Genomic DNA, 16,647 nt, shown 5'->3' with positions numbered 1-16,647 from the left:
ATCGCATGGCTAAGAAAAGCGCGATCGAAAAGAACGAGCGGCGCCGCAAGCTGGTCGCCCGTGACGCCGTCAAGCGCGCGGAGCTGAAGCTGATCGCCGCGGACCAGAACCGTCCGCTGGAGGAGCGCTTCGCGGCGCGCCTCAAGCTCGCGGAAATGCCGCGCAACGGCGCCAAGGTTCGCATCCGCAACCGGTGCGAAGTCACCGGCCGGCCGCGCGCCTACTACCGCAAGCTCGGCATCTCGCGCATCGCGATGCGGGATCTCGGCTCCGCGGGGCTGGTTCCCGGCCTCCTGAAGTCGAGCTGGTGAGGAGGAGGGTTCCATGACCATGATGAACGATCCCCTCGGCGATATGCTGACGCGCATCCGCAACGCGCATATGCGGAACAAGACGAGCGTGTCGACGCCTGGCTCGCGCCTGCGCCAACACGTGCTCGACGTGTTGCAGTCGGAAGGCTACATCCGGGGCTACACGCAGACGGAAATGGCCAATGGCCGCAGCGAGTTCGAGATCGAGCTGAAGTACTACGACGGCGCGCCCGTCATCCGCGAGATTCAGCGGGTGTCGAAGCCGGGCCGTCGGGTCTACGCTTCGGTCAAGAACCTGCCGCGCGTCGCCAACGGCCTCGGCATCTCGATCCTCTCGACGCCGAAGGGCGTCATGGCGGATCACGACGCCCGCGACAACAATGTGGGCGGGGAGATCCTCTGCCGCGTCTTCTGACGTCGGCGGAGGCTTCTCGAAAAAGGATACGGAGAGCGATCATGTCGCGCATCGGCAAGAAGCCGGTCGACGTGCCGTCGGGCGTCACCGCGGCGGTCGACGGCCAGTACGTCAAGGTCAAGGGTCCGAAGGGCGAACTCGCCTTTATGGTCCATGACGATGTCGTGGTGGAATTTAAGGACGGCAAGGTCACGGTCCAGCCGCGCGAGGACACCAAGCGCGCGCGCTCGATGTGGGGCATGTCGCGGACCATGGTGTCGAACCTCGTCGAGGGCGTCACCAAGGGCTTCGAGAAGAAGCTCGAGATCACCGGCGTCGGTTATCGCGCGTCGGTGCAGGGCAAGAACCTGGTGCTCGCGCTGGGCTACAGCCACGACGTGATCTATCCGATCCCGGACGGGATCCAGATCGTCACGGGCAAGCCGACCGAGGTCACGATCTCGGGCGTCAATCGTCAGCGTGTCGGGCAGGTTGCGGCCGAGATCCGCGACTTCCGCCGGCCCGAGCCTTATAAGGGCAAGGGCGTCAAATACGCGGGCGAGTTCATCTTCCGCAAGGAAGGCAAGAAGAAGTAAGGGCCCGGGACAATGGCGAAGAATCTGGCTACTTTGGCCCGCCGCCAGGCGCGGGTCCGCAGGGCGCTCAAGAGCGCCGCGAACGGGCGCCCGCGCCTGTCCGTCTTCCGTTCGTCGAAGCAGATCTACGCGCAGATCATCGACGACACGAAGGGCGTGACGCTTGCGTCGGCCTCGACGCTCGACAAGGACTTCCGCGCGGGCAAGAAGACCGGCGCGGACGTGGCGGCGGCGCAGGCCGTCGGCAAGCTGGTCGCCGAGCGCGCCACCGCCGCCGGCGTGACCGACGTGGTGTTCGACCGCGGCGCCTACATCTATCACGGCCGGGTCAAAGCCCTGGCCGAGGCCGCCCGTGAGGGCGGGCTCAACTTCTGAAGCCCGCCCGAGGCGAGAGGATACGTTAGACATGGCTCGTGAGCCCAGAGAGAACCGCCGCGATCGCGACCGCGAGGACAGCGAGTTCGTCGACAAGCTGGTCCACATCAACCGCGTCGCCAAGGTGGTGAAGGGCGGCCGTCGCTTCGGCTTCGCGGCGCTCGTCGTCGTGGGCGACCAGAAGGGCCGCGTCGGCTTCGGCCACGGCAAGGCCCGCGAGGTGCCCGAGGCCATCCGCAAGGCGACCGAGTCGGCGAAGCGCGGCCTGATCCGCGTGCCGCTGCGCGAGGGCCGCACGCTGCATCACGACGTCGACGGCCGCCACGGCGCCGGCAAGGTCGTGCTGCGCGCGGCTCCGGCCGGCACCGGCATCATCGCCGGCGGCCCGATGCGCGCCGTGTTCGAGACGCTCGGCGTGCATGACGTCGTCGCCAAGTCGCTCGGCTCGTCGAACCCCTACAACATGGTCCGGGCGACGTTCGACGCCTTGAAGCATGAGGACAGCCCGCGCTCGGTCGCGGCGCGCCGCGGCCTCAAGGTCTCGACGCTGCAGGCCCGTCGTCGCGACGTCGACGCCGACGCCGTCGCCGAAGGCTGACACGTAATCGCGAAGGAGGCTGACGATGGCCGACACTGAAAAGACCAAGGCCGCCGCCGCCCCGAAAAAGGCTGCGCCGAAGGGCCGGGCCGCCAAGGCCGTGAGCGGCGAGACCGTCACGGTCGTCCAGATCGGCGCCTCGACGCGCCGTCCGGCGGACCAGCACGCCACGCTCGTCGGCCTCGGCCTCGGCCGGATCGGCAAGCGCCGGTCGCTGGAAGACACCCCCTCCGTGCGCGGAATGATCGCCAAAGTGGCGCATCTCGTGCGCGTCGAAGACGCCGCTCGCTGAGCGCTGGAGAGAACGTCATGAAGCTCAACGAACTCCACGACAATCCCGGCGCCACCAAGAAGCGGATGCGCGTCGGCCGCGGCATCGGCTCCGGCAAGGGCAAGACCGGCGGCCGCGGCGTCAAGGGTCAGAAGTCCCGCACCGGCGTCGCGATCAAGGCGTTCGAGGGCGGTCAGATGCCGCTCTACCGGCGTCTGCCGAAGCGCGGCTTCACCAATCTGTTCGCGACCGACCTCAACGAGGTCAACCTGGCTCGCCTTCAGCAGGCGGTGGACGCCGGCAAGCTCGACGCGGGCAAGCCGGTGACCGAGCAGGCGCTGATCGAGGCCGGCGTGCTGTCGAAGAAGAGGGACGGCGTGAAGGTGCTCGGCCGCGGCGAACTCAAGACCAAACTGGACCTCGAGGTCTACGCGGTCTCGAAGTCCGTCGCCGACGTCATCGAGAAGCTCGGCGGCAAGGTGTCGCTGCTCGCCCCGAAGAAGGATGCGGACGCCGCCTGACGTTCCCATCTGGAACGCTGGCGAACCGCATTTTTCTTGCTCTTTAGAGGCGACCGATGGCTTCCGCTGCCGAACAGCTTGCCGCGAATTTGAATTTTTCCGCCTTCTCCAAGGCCGGCGAACTCAAGAAGCGGATCTGGTTCACCCTCGGCGCCCTGCTGATCTACCGGCTCGGCACGTATATCCCGATGCCGGGCATCAACCCGGCCGCGCTGGCGGAGGTGTTCCGCCAGCAGTCGACCGGCATCATCGGCCTGTTCAACATGTTCTCGGGCGGCGCGGTCGGCCGCATGGCGATCTTCGCGCTCGCCATCATGCCCTACATCTCCGCCTCGATCATCGTTCAGCTGATGACCACCGTCTCGCCGCACCTCGAGGCGTTGAAGAAGGAGGGCGAGCAGGGCCGCAAGGTCATCAACCAGTACACCCGCTACGGCACGGTCGCGCTCGCCGCGATCCAGGCCTACGGCATTTCGGTCGGCCTCGAAGGCCAGCCGAACGTGGTGGTCGATCCCGGCCTGTTCTTCCGGCTGTCGACGGTGCTCACGCTGACCGGCGGGACCATGTTCCTGATGTGGCTCGGCGAGCAGATCACCGCGCGCGGCATCGGTAACGGCATTTCGCTGATCATCTTCGCCGGCATCGTCGCCGAGCTTCCGTCGGCGGTCGCGGGCACGCTCGAGCTCAGCCGTCAGGGCGCGTTGTCGACCGCGCTGATCTTCGGCATCGTCGTCATGGCGATCGTCGTCATCGCCTTCATCGTCTACATGGAGCGCGCCCAGCGACGGCTGCTGATCCAGTACCCGAAGCGCCAAGTGTCGCAGAGCCGGATGACCGGCGGCGAATCCTCCCACCTCCCGCTCAAGCTGAACACCGCCGGCGTCATCCCGCCGATCTTCGCGTCGTCGCTGCTGCTGCTGCCGACGACGATCGCGAACTTCTCGGCCGGCGGACAGGGGCCCGCCTGGCTTGGCGCGGTCACGGCCTACCTCGCGCACGGCCGGCCGCTCTACATGGTGCTCTACGTCGCCCTGATCCTGTTCTTCTCCTTCTTCTACACGGCGATCGTGTTCAATCCGACCGAGACGGCCGACAACCTGAAGAAGTATGGCGGCTTCATTCCCGGCATCCGTCCGGGCGAGCGCACCGCTGAATACATCGACTACGTGCTCACACGGATCACGGTCGTCGGCGCCATTTACATCGCGCTGGTGTGCGTGATTCCCGAGATCCTCATCTCCTACGCCGCCGTGCCATTCTACTTTGGCGGCACTTCTCTCCTGATCGTGGTGTCGGTTACGATGGACACCGTCGCGCAGGTGCAGGGCCATCTTTACGCCGCGCAGTACGAAGGCCTCATCAAGAAGGCCAAGCTCAGGGGAAAACGCAGATGAGGTTGGTGCTTCTCGGGCCCCCCGGCGCCGGCAAGGGCACGCAGGCCGAGCGCCTGGTCAAAAAGCACGGCATCATCCAGCTTTCCACTGGCGACATGCTGCGCGCCGCGGTGGCCGCGGGGACTCCCGTAGGACTGGAGGCGAAGGATCTCATCGCGAAGGGCGCGCTGGTGCCCGACGAGATCGTCGTCCGTATCGTCTCGGACCGGATCGAAGAGCCAGACGCGCGCAACGGCTTCATTCTCGACGGCTTTCCCCGGACCGTCAGCCAGGCTCAGGCGCTCGACGACCTGCTGGACGACAAGGACATGAAGCTCGACGCCGTCGTCGAACTGAAGGTTGACGACGGGGTGCTGATGTCGCGGGTCGAACGCCGCGCCGGCGAGCTCGCCGCCGCCGGAAAACCGGTGCGCAGCGACGACGCGCCGGAGGTGGTCCGCCGCCGCATCGACGACTACAACAACGTGACGAGCCAGCTGCGCCCGTTCTATCAGGAGAAGGGCCTGCACGCCGCAGTCGACGGCATGGCCTCGATCGAGGACGTCGCCGCCCAGATCGACGCGGAACTCGCCGCGGCGCGGTCGCCGGCGACCTGACGGAACGGCGCGGCGACGACCAGACGGACGCCGCGCGAGCCGTCGCTTGCGCGGAACGTGTTCTTAAGGGTTGACGAACAGCGCAAGACGGGCTACGCGCAACCCCTTCACCGAAAGCGCAACGTAGCGTGGGCTCTCAGGGGCCGCGGTGTCGTTCTGCTTTTTCAGCGTGCATGGGCCGGGCTCCACCGGACGCGCGCTTTTCTCCGACCCTTCCGGTCGGCTCAAATGGAGATGGCCCACGTGGCACGTATTGCTGGCGTCAACATTCCCACGAACAAGCGCGTGATCATCGCGCTTCAGTATATTCACGGCATCGGCGCCCAGAAGGCGACCGAGATCTGCGACAAGGTCTCGATCCCGGCCGAGCGGCGCGTCAATCAGCTGACGGACGCCGAGGTCATCCAGATCCGCGAGACGATCGACCGCGACTACATGGTCGAAGGCGATCTGCGCCGCGAAGTCGCGATGAACATCAAGCGCCTGATGGATCTCGGCTGCTACCGCGGCCTGCGCCATCGTCGCGGTTTGCCGGTCCACGGGCAGCGCACGCACACCAACGCCCGCACCCGCAAGGGCAAGGCGAAGCCGATCGCCGGCAAGAAGAAGTAAGACGTTTCAACCTGCGCGCCGCTCGTTTGGGCGGCGCCTTTTATCCCGAGCGCCTGGAACGACGGGCGCGCCCGAAGGATCGAGATCGATATGGCCAAGGAAGCCACCCGCGTTCGCCGGCGCGAGCGAAAGAACATCGCGTCGGGCGTCGCGCATGTGAACGCGACGTTCAACAACACGATGATCACCATCACCGACGCGCAGGGCAACACGGTGTCCTGGTCGTCGGCGGGCGCTCAGGGGTTCAAGGGTTCGCGTAAGTCGACCCCTTACGCTGCGCAGGTCGCCGCCGAGGACGCCGCCAAGAAGGCGGCCGAGCACGGCATGCGCACACTCGAGGTCGAGGTGAGGGGGCCGGGGTCCGGCCGCGAGTCGGCGCTGCGCGCGCTGCAGGCGGCGGGCTTCATGGTGACGTCGATCCGCGACGTGACGCCGATTCCGCACAACGGCTGCCGGCCGCGCAAGCGCCGCCGCGTCTGACGTCGCGTTTCGTTTCATGCGCCCGCGGGACGCCCGGGCGCATGTCCGTTCCGGGCCCCCGCGTTTGGCGGTGAGGCCCCCGCGTGGCGAGGGCGGCCCGCGGCTGACTAAGGATGCACTTCCGTGATCCAGAAAAACTGGCAAGACCTCATTAAGCCGAACAAGCTCGAGATCGCCGGCGGCGTCGACGGCAAGAGGATCGCGACGATGGTCGCCGGTCCGCTCGAGCGGGGCTTCGGCCTCACTCTCGGGAACGCCTTGCGCCGCGTCCTGCTGTCTTCGCTGCAGGGCGCGGCGGTCACCTCCGTCCATATCGACGGCGTGCTGCACGAGTTCTCCTCGATCCCAGGCGTCCGCGAGGACGTGACCGACATCGTCCTCAACATCAAGGACGTGGCGATCAAGATGCAGGGCGAAGGCCCGAAGCGGATGGTGCTGCGCAAGCAGGGCCCCGGTCAGGTCGTGGCGGGCGACATTCAGGTCGTCGGCGACGTCCAGATCCTGAACCCGGACCTGCCGCTCTGCACGCTCGACGACGGCGCCGAAATCCGCATGGAGTTCACGGTCGACACCGGCAAGGGCTACGTGCCGGCCGACCGCAACCGGCCCGAAGACGCGCCGATCGGCCTGATCCCGGTCGACAGCCTGTATTCGCCGGTCAAGAAGGTTTCCTACCGGGTCGAGAGCACCCGCGAGGGCCAGAATCTCGATTTCGACAAGCTCACGCTTTCGGTCGAGACCAACGGCTCGGTGACGCCGGAAGACGCGGTCGCCTACGCCGCGCGCATCCTGCAGGACCAGCTCGAAGTGTTCGTGAACTTCGAGGAGCCCAAGAAGGAAAGCGCGCCGTCGTCCATCCCGGAGCTCGCCTTCAACCCGGCGCTGCTCAAGAAGGTCGACGAGCTCGAGCTGTCGGTCCGTTCGGCCAACTGCCTCAAGAACGACAACATCGTCTACATCGGCGATCTGATCCAGAAGACCGAAGCCGAGATGCTCCGCACCCCGAACTTCGGCCGCAAGTCGCTGAACGAGATCAAGGAAGTGCTCGCTCAGATGGGCCTGCATCTCGGGATGGAGGTCGGCGGCTGGCCGCCGGACAACATCGACGAACTCGCCAAGCGCTTCGAAGAACACTACTGAGGTCGCGGACCTCGCGCCGCCCGAAAGCGGGCGCAGGTCTGAAGGAGACGACGACATGTCCATGCACGGCCGGCGGGGACGCCGCTTCAACCGTCTGCAGAGCCACCGTAAGGCGATGTTCGCCAACATGGCTCAGTCGCTGATCGAGCACGAGCAGATCGTGACTACGCTTCCCAAGGCGAAGGACCTGCGTCCGATCGTCGAGAAGCTGGTGACGCTCGCCCGCCGCGGCGACCTGCACTCCCGCCGCCTGGCGATCGCCGAGCTTCGCCACGTTCCGACGGTGCAGAAGCTCTTCGACGTGATCGCGCCGCGCTACAAGGAGCGTCCGGGCGGTTACCTCCGCATCCTCAAGGCGGGCTTCCGCCACGGCGACAACGCGCCGGTCGCGGTGATCGAGTTCGTCGACCGCGACGTCAACGCCAAGGGCGCCGTCGATCGCGCCCGCGCCGAGGCCGCCGAGGCGGCGTGACGTTTCGCCGTCATCGCTATGCTGACGAAGAGCGGCCGGCGACGGCCGCTTTTTCGTTTCGCTCGGACGAGCGGTCCGAAGCCTCAGCGACGCGACCACACGATCAGCAGCAGGCCGGCGACCGCGGTCGCCGCGCCGTAATAGGCCCACTGGATCTGGCTGATCATGAAGCTCTCTTTCGGCCACGCGATCCAGCCCAGTCCCTGGCCGGTCCAGAGCGCGCCGGCGGCGAAGACCAGAACCCCGATCACAAGAAGCAGCGTCTTCACGTGGGACCTCGCATCGTAAAGTTGGGATGGGCGTCGTCGTCGGTCCCCGATCGACCGCAGGGCGCGGGCTCGTCGTAGAGCTTTACCCTCGGAGCGTCCGATGCGGTCAAGCCGAAGCGTGACGACCTATATTGGGCTCACGTCCAGCCTGCAGGAGTCAGCCGTCATGCGTGTCGTCCCGAGCATCGTCCTGGCGCTCGCTGTCCTGGCGTCCGGATCGCCGGCCCGCGCCGAGGAGCGCCGGCCGCCCGAAACACGGCAGGAGATCAAGCTGTCCTTCGCGCCGGTCGTCGCGCGCGCCACGCCGGCCGTGGTCAACATCTACGCCACCCGCACGGAGAGCCGGCGGCGGAACCCTCTCTTTGACGATCCCTTCTTCCGGCAGTTCTTCGGCGACGGGGCGCAGCTCCCGCGCGACCGCGTGCAGCGCTCGCTCGGCTCGGGCGCGATCGTCGACGGGCAGGGCTATGTCGTCACCAACAACCATGTCGTCGAGGGCATGACCGAGGTCCGCGTGGCGCTCGCGGACAAGCGCGAATACGAGGCCAAGATCGTCCTGGTCGACAAGCGAACCGACCTCGCCGTGCTGAAGATCGGCGACGGCAAGGAGCGCTTCCCGTGGCTGCCCTTCGCCGATTCCGACGCGGTGCAGGTCGGCGATCTCGTGCTTGCGGTCGGCAACCCGTTCGGGGTCGGCCAGACGGTGACCTCCGGCATCGTCTCCGCGCTCGCGCGGACTCAGGTCGGCGTCGGCGACTTCCAGTCCTTCATCCAGACGGACGCGCCGATCAATCCCGGCAATTCCGGCGGCGCCCTGGTGGACCTCGACGGCAAGCTCGTCGGCATCAACACCGCGATCTTCTCCCAGACCGGCGGCTCGGTCGGAATCGGCTTCGCCATCCCTGCGCGTATGGTGCAGGTCGTGGTCTCTTCGGCGCGCGCAGGCTCGAAAACGGTGACCCGGCCGTGGTTCGGCGCGGACCTCCAGCCGGTGACGCCCGAGATCGCCGAGACGCTCGGGCTGAAACATCCCGGCGGCGCGCTGGTCGCGACCGTCGCCGAAGGATCGCCGGCGGCGCGCGGCGGCGTGGAGCCGGGCGACCTGATCACCGCCGTCGACGGCCGCCCGGTCGACGACGTCGAAGGCTTCTCGTTCCGCTTCGCGACCCAGCCGGTCGGCGGCTCCGCCACTGTGACGGTGCAGCGCCAGGGCCGGCCGCGGGACTTCAGCGTCGCCTTGGCCGCGGCCCCGGAAACGCCGGCGCGCGAGCAGCAGACGCTTGCGGGCGACTCGCCGTTCTCCGGCGTCGAGGTCGCGAATCTCTCCCCCGCGGTCGCCGAAGAGATGTCGCTGCCCCAGAGCATGAAGGGGGTGGTGGTCATGGCGACGCAGTCGGGGTCGGTCGCCGAGCGGTTGGGCTTTCAGCGAGGCGACGTGGTGCGCGCGGTGAACGACGCGCGCGTCTCGAACGTCCGGGATCTCGCGCGCGTCGCCTCGCGCCGGAGCGCCTACTGGAAGGTGACGATCGAGCGGGACGGCGAGACCGTGACGAGCGTGTTCTGAAGGCTACGGTCGGGCGGCGTCCGTAGAGCTGCGAATGCGGGCTGGGAGGCCCTCCGATGACCAACCTCTTCGAGGCCGCAGGGATGGCGCGCGAGGCGCCGCGGCCGCTTGCGGACCGCCTGCGGCCGCGCGCGCTCGACGAGGTGATCGGCCAGGAGCGGCTGCTCGGACCCGACGGCGCCCTCGGCCGGCTGGTCGCGGCCGGCTCGCTCGGCAGCCTGATCTTCTGGGGACCGCCGGGCACGGGCAAGACGACGGTCGGGCGCCTGCTCGCCGACGCGACGGACCTCGCCTTCGAGCCGATCTCGGCGATCTTCTCCGGCGTCGCCGACCTCAAGAAGGTGTTCGAAGCCGCCCGCGGCCGCCGGGCGATCGGCAAGGGGACGCTGCTGTTCGTCGACGAGATCCATCGCTTCAACAGGGCCCAGCAGGACAGCTTCCTGCCGGTGATGGAGGACGGCACGGTCACCCTGGTCGGCGCCACCACCGAGAATCCCTCCTTCGCGCTGAACGCGGCGCTCCTCTCGCGCGCGCGCGTGCTCGTGTTCCAGTCGCTCGACGCCGACGCGCTTGAGAAGTTGCTCGCGCGGGCCGAAGAGATCGAGGGTCGGGCGCTCCCGCTCGACGAGGAGGCCCGCGCGGCGCTGATCCGCATGGCGGACGGCGACGGCCGCGCGGCGCTCACGCTTGCGGAGGAGGTCTGGCGCGCCGCCCGCGCCGGCGAGATCTTCGACGCTGCGCGCGTGCAGGACGTCGTCCAGCGCCGCGCGCCGATCTACGACAAATCGGCGGACGGCCACTACAACCTGATCTCGGCCCTGCACAAATCGGTGCGCGGCTCCGACCCCGACGCCGCGCTCTACTGGTTTGCGCGCATGCTCGACGCGGGCGAAGACCCGCTGTTCCTGGCGCGGCGGCTGATCCGCATGGCGTCGGAGGATATCGGCCTCGCCGACCCGCAGGCGCTCACGCTCGCGATCGCCGCCCGCGACGCCTATGAGCAGCTCGGCACGCCGGAGGGGGAGCTCGCGCTTGCCGAATGCGTGGTGCATCTCGCGACCGCGCCGAAATCGAACGCGGTCTACGTCGCCTACAAGCGCGCCCGCGCGGCGGCCAAGGAGGGCGGCTCGCTCCCGCCTCCCAAGCACATCCTCAACGCGCCGACCAAGCTGATGAAGGCCGAAGGCTACGGCACGGGCTACGCCTACGACCACGACGCGCCCGAGGCGTTTTCGGGGCAGGATTACTTCCCCGAGGCGATCGGACGGCAGCGCTTCTATGATCCGCCGGACCGCGGCTTCGAGCGCGAGCTTCGAAAGCGGCTGGACTATTGGACGAAGCTGAGAGCGGAACGGTCATGATCCCGGTGCTTTTCGTCGCGCTCGGCGGCGCGCTCGGTTCGGTCGCGCGCTACGGCGTCAACGTCGCGACCATGCGCGCTTTCGGCCCGGGATTCCCCTGGGGGACGCTCACCGTCAACGTCGTCGGCGGCCTGGTCATGGGCCTGGTCGCAGCGGCCCTCGCCCTGAAGACGCAGGCTCCGATGGAGCTGAAACTGTTCCTGATGACCGGCGTGCTCGGCGGCTTCACCACCTTCTCGGCGTTTTCGCTCGACGCGATCGCTCTCTGGGAGCGCGGCGAAACCGGCCTTGCGGCGGCTTACGTCGCCGCTTCCGTGGGCCTCGCGCTCGGCGCGCTCGTCGCAGGGCTCGCGCTCGGGCGAGCGCTGGGCTAATCGAAGAGCCTAGCGCCCGGCCGTTTTCCGCGCGCACGAGAGTTTCAACATGGCGCAACGTACCCCCCGCGGCCCGAAGTCCGCCCCTGGCAAGGCCCGCCCTGGCGGCGTCTCGGCCGGCCGCAGGCCGGACGGCAAGCCGACCCGCGCCGCGACCCGGGCGGCCACGAACGCGGCGTTCCGCAAGCCGTCGTCCGATCCATTGGCCAAACCGGCGGCCAAGCCGGCGCCGCGGACGGCGGTCGAGAAAAGTCTCGCGATCGCCGCGAAGGTCCTTCCGGCGCTGCCGGGCAAGGCCGCCGGCGTGCAGTCGATCCCGGTCCGCGAGGCGGAGGAGGGGATGCGGCTGGACCGCTGGTTCAAGGAGCGCTTTCCGGCGCTCGCCTTCGGCCATCTGCAGAAGCTCTGCCGCACCGGACAGATCCGGGTGGACGGCGCGCGCGCCAAGACCGCGACGCGCCTCTCCGCCGGCATGACGATCCGGGTGCCGCCGTTGAAGGACGAGAGCGTCGAGGGCGAGGGCCCCGCCGCGCCCGCCGTCCGTCGCCCTGCGAAGGACGACCGGGACGCCCGCGAGCTGAAGGAGATGACGCTCTTCGAAGACCGCAACGTGCTGGTCCTGAACAAGCCGTTCGGCCTTGCCGTGCAGGGCGGCTCGGGAATGACGCGTCACGTCGACGGCATGCTGGCCGCGCTCACCGACCGTGACGGGCAGAAGCCGCGGCTCGTCCACCGCATCGACAAGGACACGGCCGGCGTGCTGGTGGTCGCGAAAACGCGGCTCGCGGCCTCAGAGCTCGCGCGAGCGTTCCGGTCCCGCTACGCCCGGAAGGTCTATTGGGCGCTCGTGCCGGGCGTGCCGCGCGTCAAGCAGGGGCGGATCTCGACCTATCTCGCCAAGGGCGAAGGGGAGGGGCCGGCGGGCGAGCGCATGATGGTCGCCGAGCATGGCGACGAGGGCGCCGCCCATGCCCTCACCTATTACGCGGTCGTCGACCAGGCCGGGCAGAAGCTGTCCTGGCTCTCGTTGAAGCCCGTGACCGGCCGCACTCACCAGTTGCGCGCCCACTGCGCCCATATCGGCCACCCGATCGTCGGCGACCCGAAATATTTCAACGTCGAGAACTGGGAGCTTCCGGGCGGCATCCAGAACCGCCTGCATCTGCTCGCGCGCCGGATGGTGCTGCCGCTGCCGAACGGCGACATGCTCGACGTATCCGCGCCGCTGCCGCCGCACATGGCGCAGTCCTGGAATCTGCTGGGCTTCGACGCCGAGCGCTACGACCCGATCGTCGACGCGCCCGAAGACTGAGCGCTGCGAGCTCAGTCCAATGTCGGCGGCTCGAAGAGGTCGGCGAGCACGCCCCCCTCGCGCACCAGGCGGGAGCGGCTCGGCGAATCATACGCCACGAGAAGGCTCTCCGGCGCCTCCGGCGCGAGCCGCACGAAGGTCGCGCCCTCGGCATGGTCGTCGCCTTCGCCGAACGGCAGGTCGAGCACGTGCTCGACGGCGTCCGCCGCGACCACGGACGAGGCCTGCGCGTCTAGGGCGCCGCGCCACCGGTAGAGTCGCACCGGGCCGTCGAGATCCATGGTCGGGCCTGCCAGGATGAGGAAGTCGGCGCCGTCCATCAGCAGCGACCGCACGCCGAGGCCGTCGAGATCGAGAAAGTGCTTTCTGACTTTTTGGTCGTCGGCGAAGGGCTTCAGTTTCAGGCGCCCGTCCTTCTTCGCCTTGAAGGCGACTTCGAGGATCGTCGCCCAGCCGCGCAGCACGGGGCCCCTCAGACCGAGAAACACGCGATCGCCCGCGACCGCCATGCCCTCGACGTCAAACCCGTTGTCCTTGGAGGGAATCTGCAGGAACGGCCCGAGATGCACGTCCGACGCGAGCAGCCGAGACAGCGGGTTGCCGCGGGTCGTCATCGAGAGAGCGCCGGCGCGGCGCTTGCGCCGTCCGCCATCGATCGCGGGCGCGGTCTTCGCAAGCGTGGGCACGCCTGGCCGATCGCTGGCGACCAGGGGGATGCGGCCGAGGAGGAATCGGTTGGCCTCGCGCCGGACGGTCGTAAGCGCCTCGAGCGCCGCTTCCGGATCGTCGTCGCCCTTCGGCTTCTTCCGCTTCAGGCTGTGCGAACCGACGATCCACAAGAAGCCGTCGGCGATCGCCATGCCCTCGACGTCGGCCTCCTCGTCGCGCTCTCCCGGAAAATCGAAGAAGTCGTGCAGATCGAAGCGGACATGGTCGCCATATCCCTCGATACGGCCGGTGGCGTCGCGACGCGCGGAGAGGCGCTCCAGCGAGGCGCCCTCGTCGGCTCCGATCCATAGGCATTCGCCGTCGCCCACGGCGACGACCGCGGAAACGTCCTCACGAAGGTCCGCCTCCGCGGACGGTCCGACGTCGTGAAACGCCAATGTCACGCGGCCGACGAGTTTCGCCTTGCGGCGCGCCTCCACGGCCTTAGAGAGGCGGCGATACTCAGCCGCCGTCACGCCAAGGCGGGCGATCGCCTCCGCCGGGTCCTGACCACGCTGCACGGCGTGCATCGCCGCCGCCGCGGCCCGCAGGGTAGGCAGGGCCCCTTCCGGGGCGTGGTCTTTGGACTCAACCGTCATCGCGCTCTCTCTTCATGTCGCAGGGGGATCTAGTGCCGCGCGCAGTCCCGGCGACGGCGCCGGCTTGTGCCCGGCCGATCCCGCGCGTAGGTCTGGCCTCGTTCCAACGGGAAGAGCGAAGGCGCGGATGAAGCTCGTCGTGTTCGACGTCGACGGCACGCTGGTCGACAGCCAGCACGCCATCGTGGCGGCGATGACCGCAGCCTACGTCAATCATGGGCTCGAACCGCCGAGCCGAACCGCGATCACCGGCGTGGTGGGGCTTTCGGTCGCCGAGGCGGTGGCCGAGTTGTCGCGACAGGCCCCAGGGCACCCGCGCGAGGCGATCGGCGAGGCCTTCAAGACGATTTTTCGCGAAAGCCACGCGCATGCGCCCGACGAGTCGGGGCTCTATGACGGCGCGGCGGACGTCATCTACAGGCTCTCCGCGCGCGACGACGTCATGCTCGCGCTCGCCACGGGGAACTCCCGCCGCGGGGTCGAGCGCTTCGTCGAGCGCTTCGGCTTCGAGGGGCGGTTCGTCGCCACGCAATGCGCCGACGACGCGCCGTCGAAGCCGCACCCGGCGATGCTGCTGCAGGCCTGCGCCGAAGCCGGCGTCCTCGCGCAGGATGCGGTCATGGTCGGCGACACGACCTTCGACATGCTGATGGCGCGCGCGGCCGGCGTCAGGGCGATCGGCGTCGACTGGGGCTACCATCCGCCGGAACGCCTGCTCGCGGCCGGGGCGGAGCGCGTGCTCGGGGGCTTCGGCGAATTGATGCCGGCCCTCGGACTGGCCGATCCCGCGGAGGCGATATGACCGACTCTCCGCGGCCGGGCGCGGCGTCGCTGCCGAAGCGCTTCTACGCGACCGTCGACATCGTCGAGCGCGACGGGCTGTTCGGGACCACGCTCGACGGGCGGCCCGTCCGGACGCCGGCCAAGGCGCTGCTTGGCGTGCCGACCCTGCCGCTGGCCGAGGCCGTGGCGCAGGAGTGGCGCGCGCAGGGCGACAGGATCGATCCCGCGACCATGCCGCTCACGCGGCTCGCGAACGCGGCGATAGACGGGGTCTCGCGCCAGCGTGACGCCGTCGCGGATGAGATCCTGAAATACGCCGGCAGCGATCTGGTGCTCTACCGCGCCGAAGGGCCGGCCCGGTTGGTCGCGCGCCAGTCCGTGCATTGGGATCCGGTGCTGGCCTTTGCGCGCGACGAGCTTTGCGCGCGTTTCGTCCTGGCCGAGGGCGTGATGTTCGTCGAGCAGTCCGCGGACGCGCTGGAGGCGGTGGGGCGGGCCATTCCGCGCGACGACGCCTTCGTGCTGGCGGGTCTCAGCACGATGACGACGCTGACCGGCTCGGCCCTGATCGCCCTCAAGGTTCTTCGCCGGCGCTGGACGGTGGAGGAGGCCTGGCGGGCGGCGCAGGTCGACGACGACTGGAACGCCGAACTCTGGGGCGCAGACTTCGAGGCCGAGGCGCGGACCGCCGCCCGCTGGCGGGAGATGGCGGCCGCGGCGGCGATGGCGATCGAGGCGGCCGAGCCGCGCTGATCGCCGCTTCGCCCGGCTGACGAATCGCGTCGGCCCGATGTGAGACGCCGCTCCGGCCCTGAAATGTTCATTTCGGGACGCATGCCGTCAGGCGGTCTTCGCCGTGGCGTTCGGACGGCTGGGCGCCGCGCGGCGCGCGCGCCCGCCCAGTTGCGCCGGGAGGGGGGTATTCCCCGACATAGTAAACAAAGTTAACCGCCTGGTATTCGTGGCGTCCTTCCTCACGCGGCCGTCAGATGTCGAGTATCCGTCTTCCTCGGGGCGCGAGCAGCGAATCAAACGGCTAGTGCGCGCCCAAAATTGAGATAAAATTTCTGGAGTTGAGAGCGCGCTCCTTTCCGGGAAGATGCTGTGTCAAATCCGGACATTTCTGTCATCATACCAACATACCGCCGACCGGCCGAGCTCGACGAGGCGCTTCGCAGCGTTCTGCGCCAGGACGGGGTCACGCTCGAACTGATCGTCGTGGACGACTCCGCCGAGGGTTCGGCGGAGTCGGTCGTCAATGCGCTTGGGGATCCCCGCATCTCCTATGTGCGTAACCGACCTCCCTCCGGCGGCCGACCGGCCGGGCCTCGCAATCTCGGAGCGAGCCTCGCGTCGGGGGAACTGGTCCATTTCATGGACGACGACGACCATGTGCCGGCCGGCCACTATGCCGAGGCGGCGGCGTTCTTCCGGGCGTCGCCCAATGTGGACGTGCTGTTCGGCCGCGTTCTTCCGTTCGGCGCCGACGAGGCGCAGGTCGCCGCGGAAGCCGCGTATTTTGCCGACGCGGCGCGGCGGGCCCGGCGGTGCGGGCGCCTGGGGCGGATCGCAGGTCGCTGGGCTTTCGCCGCCTCCATGCTGTTCCGGCCGGCCATGCTGGTGTGCGGCGCCGCTATCCTCCGACGCTCCTGCATCGCCGCGATCGACGGCTTCGACCTCGGACTGCCGCTCGTCGAGGACGTGGATTTCTATGCACGCGCGGTTCGCCGCTTCGACGTCCGCTTCGTCGACCGGCCGACCCTGCACTACCGCATCGCCCCGTCGATGATGCACGGGCCCGGCCGGCGGGACGCGATTGTGGCGAGCTACCGCCTGATGCACGCCCGCTACCGCAAGGAGCATGGCGTCGCGGATTTCTTCCTGCTGAAAACCTTCGCGAAAACGTGGGGAGCATGA

Annotated in this window: 22 protein-coding genes; 20 read left to right on the top strand and 2 right to left on the bottom strand. The window is 68.5% G+C overall.

Annotation, left to right across the window (positions count from 1 at the left end):
• Window positions 1-5: 5 nt before the first annotated feature.
• The 13 genes from rpsN (at window position 6) to rplQ (ending at window position 7,760) form a co-directional block, all read left to right on the top strand.
• Window positions 6-311 (top strand): 30S ribosomal protein S14, encoded by a 306-nt coding sequence (rpsN, locus tag ACO2RJ_RS07465; protein ID WP_423267360.1) that lies wholly within the window; start codon window positions 6-8, stop codon window positions 309-311.
• 19 nt (window positions 312-330) lie between these two features.
• Window positions 331-726 (top strand): 30S ribosomal protein S8, encoded by a 396-nt coding sequence (rpsH, locus tag ACO2RJ_RS07460; RefSeq protein ID WP_423268930.1) that lies wholly within the window; start codon window positions 331-333, stop codon window positions 724-726.
• A 41-nt stretch (window positions 727-767) separates the two neighbouring features.
• Window positions 768-1,301, top strand: coding sequence for a 50S ribosomal protein L6 (gene rplF, locus ACO2RJ_RS07455; RefSeq protein ID WP_423267359.1), 534 nt, complete (start codon window positions 768-770; stop codon window positions 1,299-1,301).
• A 12-nt stretch (window positions 1,302-1,313) separates the two neighbouring features.
• Window positions 1,314-1,676 (top strand): 50S ribosomal protein L18, encoded by a 363-nt coding sequence (gene rplR / locus ACO2RJ_RS07450; protein WP_423267358.1) that lies wholly within the window; start codon window positions 1,314-1,316, stop codon window positions 1,674-1,676.
• Between the two features lie 31 nt (window positions 1,677-1,707).
• Window positions 1,708-2,274: a 30S ribosomal protein S5 gene (rpsE, locus tag ACO2RJ_RS07445; protein WP_423267357.1), complete on the top strand. Its 567-nt coding sequence runs from the start codon at window positions 1,708-1,710 to the stop codon at window positions 2,272-2,274.
• A gap of 25 nt (window positions 2,275-2,299) precedes the next feature.
• Window positions 2,300-2,566 (top strand): 50S ribosomal protein L30, encoded by a 267-nt coding sequence (gene rpmD, locus ACO2RJ_RS07440; protein WP_423267356.1) that lies wholly within the window; start codon window positions 2,300-2,302, stop codon window positions 2,564-2,566.
• 17 nt (window positions 2,567-2,583) lie between these two features.
• A complete protein-coding gene (rplO, locus tag ACO2RJ_RS07435) occupies window positions 2,584-3,066 on the top strand; it encodes a 50S ribosomal protein L15 (RefSeq protein ID WP_423267354.1) in 483 nt (160 codons plus the stop codon).
• A 56-nt stretch (window positions 3,067-3,122) separates the two neighbouring features.
• Window positions 3,123-4,460 carry a preprotein translocase subunit SecY gene (gene secY / locus ACO2RJ_RS07430; RefSeq protein WP_423267353.1) on the top strand — a complete coding sequence of 446 codons (1,338 nt, stop codon included), beginning with the start codon at window positions 3,123-3,125 and terminating at the stop codon, window positions 4,458-4,460.
• A complete protein-coding gene (locus ACO2RJ_RS07425; protein ID WP_423267352.1) occupies window positions 4,457-5,056 on the top strand; it encodes an adenylate kinase in 600 nt (199 codons plus the stop codon). The genes secY and ACO2RJ_RS07425 overlap by 4 nt, the downstream gene beginning before the upstream one ends.
• Window positions 5,057-5,299: 243 nt before the next feature.
• The gene (gene rpsM, locus ACO2RJ_RS07420; protein WP_423267351.1) at window positions 5,300-5,668 is read left to right on the top strand and encodes a 30S ribosomal protein S13; all 369 of its coding nucleotides are present in this window, start codon (window positions 5,300-5,302) and stop codon (window positions 5,666-5,668) included.
• Window positions 5,669-5,758: 90 nt separating this feature from the next.
• Window positions 5,759-6,148, top strand: a complete 390-nt coding sequence (rpsK, locus tag ACO2RJ_RS07415) for a 30S ribosomal protein S11 (protein WP_423267350.1) — start codon at window positions 5,759-5,761, stop codon at window positions 6,146-6,148.
• 123 nt (window positions 6,149-6,271) lie between these two features.
• The gene (locus tag ACO2RJ_RS07410) at window positions 6,272-7,288 is read left to right on the top strand and encodes a DNA-directed RNA polymerase subunit alpha (protein ID WP_423267349.1); all 1,017 of its coding nucleotides are present in this window, start codon (window positions 6,272-6,274) and stop codon (window positions 7,286-7,288) included.
• A 55-nt stretch (window positions 7,289-7,343) separates the two neighbouring features.
• A complete protein-coding gene (gene rplQ, locus ACO2RJ_RS07405) occupies window positions 7,344-7,760 on the top strand; it encodes a 50S ribosomal protein L17 (RefSeq protein WP_423267348.1) in 417 nt (138 codons plus the stop codon).
• Window positions 7,761-7,843: 83 nt separating this feature from the next.
• On the opposite strand, the gene ACO2RJ_RS07400 is transcribed toward rplQ, so the two are convergent.
• Complete coding sequence (locus ACO2RJ_RS07400) at window positions 7,844-8,029, bottom strand: hypothetical protein (RefSeq protein ID WP_423267347.1); 186 nt, start codon at window positions 8,027-8,029, stop codon at window positions 7,844-7,846.
• Between the two features lie 166 nt (window positions 8,030-8,195).
• On the opposite strand from ACO2RJ_RS07400, the gene ACO2RJ_RS07395 reads away from it, so the two are divergent.
• The 4 genes from ACO2RJ_RS07395 to ACO2RJ_RS07380 are packed head-to-tail and all read left to right on the top strand — an operon-like array spanning window position 8,196 to window position 12,640.
• On the top strand, window positions 8,196-9,593 hold the full coding sequence (locus tag ACO2RJ_RS07395; protein ID WP_423267346.1) for a DegQ family serine endoprotease: 1,398 nt from the start codon (window positions 8,196-8,198) through the stop codon (window positions 9,591-9,593).
• A 56-nt stretch (window positions 9,594-9,649) separates the two neighbouring features.
• Complete coding sequence (locus ACO2RJ_RS07390) at window positions 9,650-10,954, top strand: replication-associated recombination protein A (RefSeq protein WP_423267345.1); 1,305 nt, start codon at window positions 9,650-9,652, stop codon at window positions 10,952-10,954.
• Complete coding sequence (gene crcB, locus ACO2RJ_RS07385) at window positions 10,951-11,328, top strand: fluoride efflux transporter CrcB (RefSeq protein WP_423267344.1); 378 nt, start codon at window positions 10,951-10,953, stop codon at window positions 11,326-11,328. The genes ACO2RJ_RS07390 and crcB overlap by 4 nt, the downstream gene beginning before the upstream one ends.
• Window positions 11,329-11,377: 49 nt before the next feature.
• Window positions 11,378-12,640 carry a pseudouridine synthase gene (locus ACO2RJ_RS07380; RefSeq protein WP_423267343.1) on the top strand — a complete coding sequence of 421 codons (1,263 nt, stop codon included), beginning with the start codon at window positions 11,378-11,380 and terminating at the stop codon, window positions 12,638-12,640.
• 11 nt (window positions 12,641-12,651) lie between these two features.
• Here the strand turns inward: ACO2RJ_RS07380 and ACO2RJ_RS07375 are convergent, their stop codons facing one another.
• Window positions 12,652-13,947, bottom strand: coding sequence for a DUF3616 domain-containing protein (locus ACO2RJ_RS07375; protein WP_423267342.1), 1,296 nt, complete (start codon window positions 13,945-13,947; stop codon window positions 12,652-12,654).
• Window positions 13,948-14,074: 127 nt separating this feature from the next.
• Here ACO2RJ_RS07375 and ACO2RJ_RS07370 point away from each other — a divergent pair, with 127 nt between their 5' ends.
• From ACO2RJ_RS07370 to ACO2RJ_RS07360, 3 genes are all read left to right on the top strand, one after another.
• Window positions 14,075-14,749, top strand: a complete 675-nt coding sequence (locus ACO2RJ_RS07370) for an HAD-IA family hydrolase (RefSeq protein WP_423267341.1) — start codon at window positions 14,075-14,077, stop codon at window positions 14,747-14,749.
• Window positions 14,746-15,483 carry an ATP12 family chaperone protein gene (locus ACO2RJ_RS07365; RefSeq protein ID WP_423267340.1) on the top strand — a complete coding sequence of 246 codons (738 nt, stop codon included), beginning with the start codon at window positions 14,746-14,748 and terminating at the stop codon, window positions 15,481-15,483. Before ACO2RJ_RS07370 ends, ACO2RJ_RS07365 begins: the two co-directional genes overlap by 4 nt.
• A gap of 351 nt (window positions 15,484-15,834) precedes the next feature.
• On the top strand, window positions 15,835-16,647 hold the full coding sequence (locus ACO2RJ_RS07360; protein ID WP_423267339.1) for a glycosyltransferase family 2 protein: 813 nt from the start codon (window positions 15,835-15,837) through the stop codon (window positions 16,645-16,647).

It is taken from the genome of Hansschlegelia sp. KR7-227 (assembly GCF_049446035.1).
Taxonomy (GTDB): domain Bacteria; phylum Pseudomonadota; class Alphaproteobacteria; order Rhizobiales; family Methylopilaceae; genus Methylopila.
Note: the sequence above shows the minus strand (reverse complement) of the source record. Positions and strands in the feature narration are given on the sequence as shown.

Coding starts and splice junctions, on each gene's coding strand:
- ACO2RJ_RS07425 (WP_423267352.1), top strand. CDS start 4,457: ATGAGGTTGGTGCTTCTCGGGCCCCCCGGCGCCGGCAAGGGCACGCAG.
- ACO2RJ_RS07380 (WP_423267343.1), top strand. CDS start 11,378: ATGGCGCAACGTACCCCCCGCGGCCCGAAGTCCGCCCCTGGCAAGGCC.
- crcB (WP_423267344.1), top strand. CDS start 10,951: ATGATCCCGGTGCTTTTCGTCGCGCTCGGCGGCGCGCTCGGTTCGGTC.
- rpsK (WP_423267350.1), top strand. CDS start 5,759: ATGGCCAAGGAAGCCACCCGCGTTCGCCGGCGCGAGCGAAAGAACATC.
- rplO (WP_423267354.1), top strand. CDS start 2,584: ATGAAGCTCAACGAACTCCACGACAATCCCGGCGCCACCAAGAAGCGG.
- ACO2RJ_RS07365 (WP_423267340.1), top strand. CDS start 14,746: ATGACCGACTCTCCGCGGCCGGGCGCGGCGTCGCTGCCGAAGCGCTTC.
- rpmD (WP_423267356.1), top strand. CDS start 2,300: ATGGCCGACACTGAAAAGACCAAGGCCGCCGCCGCCCCGAAAAAGGCT.
- rpsH (WP_423268930.1), top strand. CDS start 331: ATGATGAACGATCCCCTCGGCGATATGCTGACGCGCATCCGCAACGCG.
- ACO2RJ_RS07375 (WP_423267342.1), bottom strand. CDS start 13,947: ATGACGGTTGAGTCCAAAGACCACGCCCCGGAAGGGGCCCTGCCTACC.
- rplQ (WP_423267348.1), top strand. CDS start 7,344: ATGTCCATGCACGGCCGGCGGGGACGCCGCTTCAACCGTCTGCAGAGC.
- ACO2RJ_RS07390 (WP_423267345.1), top strand. CDS start 9,650: ATGACCAACCTCTTCGAGGCCGCAGGGATGGCGCGCGAGGCGCCGCGG.
- rpsE (WP_423267357.1), top strand. CDS start 1,708: ATGGCTCGTGAGCCCAGAGAGAACCGCCGCGATCGCGACCGCGAGGAC.
- rplR (WP_423267358.1), top strand. CDS start 1,314: ATGGCGAAGAATCTGGCTACTTTGGCCCGCCGCCAGGCGCGGGTCCGC.
- ACO2RJ_RS07370 (WP_423267341.1), top strand. CDS start 14,075: ATGAAGCTCGTCGTGTTCGACGTCGACGGCACGCTGGTCGACAGCCAG.
- ACO2RJ_RS07395 (WP_423267346.1), top strand. CDS start 8,196: ATGCGTGTCGTCCCGAGCATCGTCCTGGCGCTCGCTGTCCTGGCGTCC.
- rplF (WP_423267359.1), top strand. CDS start 768: ATGTCGCGCATCGGCAAGAAGCCGGTCGACGTGCCGTCGGGCGTCACC.
- rpsN (WP_423267360.1), top strand. CDS start 6: ATGGCTAAGAAAAGCGCGATCGAAAAGAACGAGCGGCGCCGCAAGCTG.
- secY (WP_423267353.1), top strand. CDS start 3,123: ATGGCTTCCGCTGCCGAACAGCTTGCCGCGAATTTGAATTTTTCCGCC.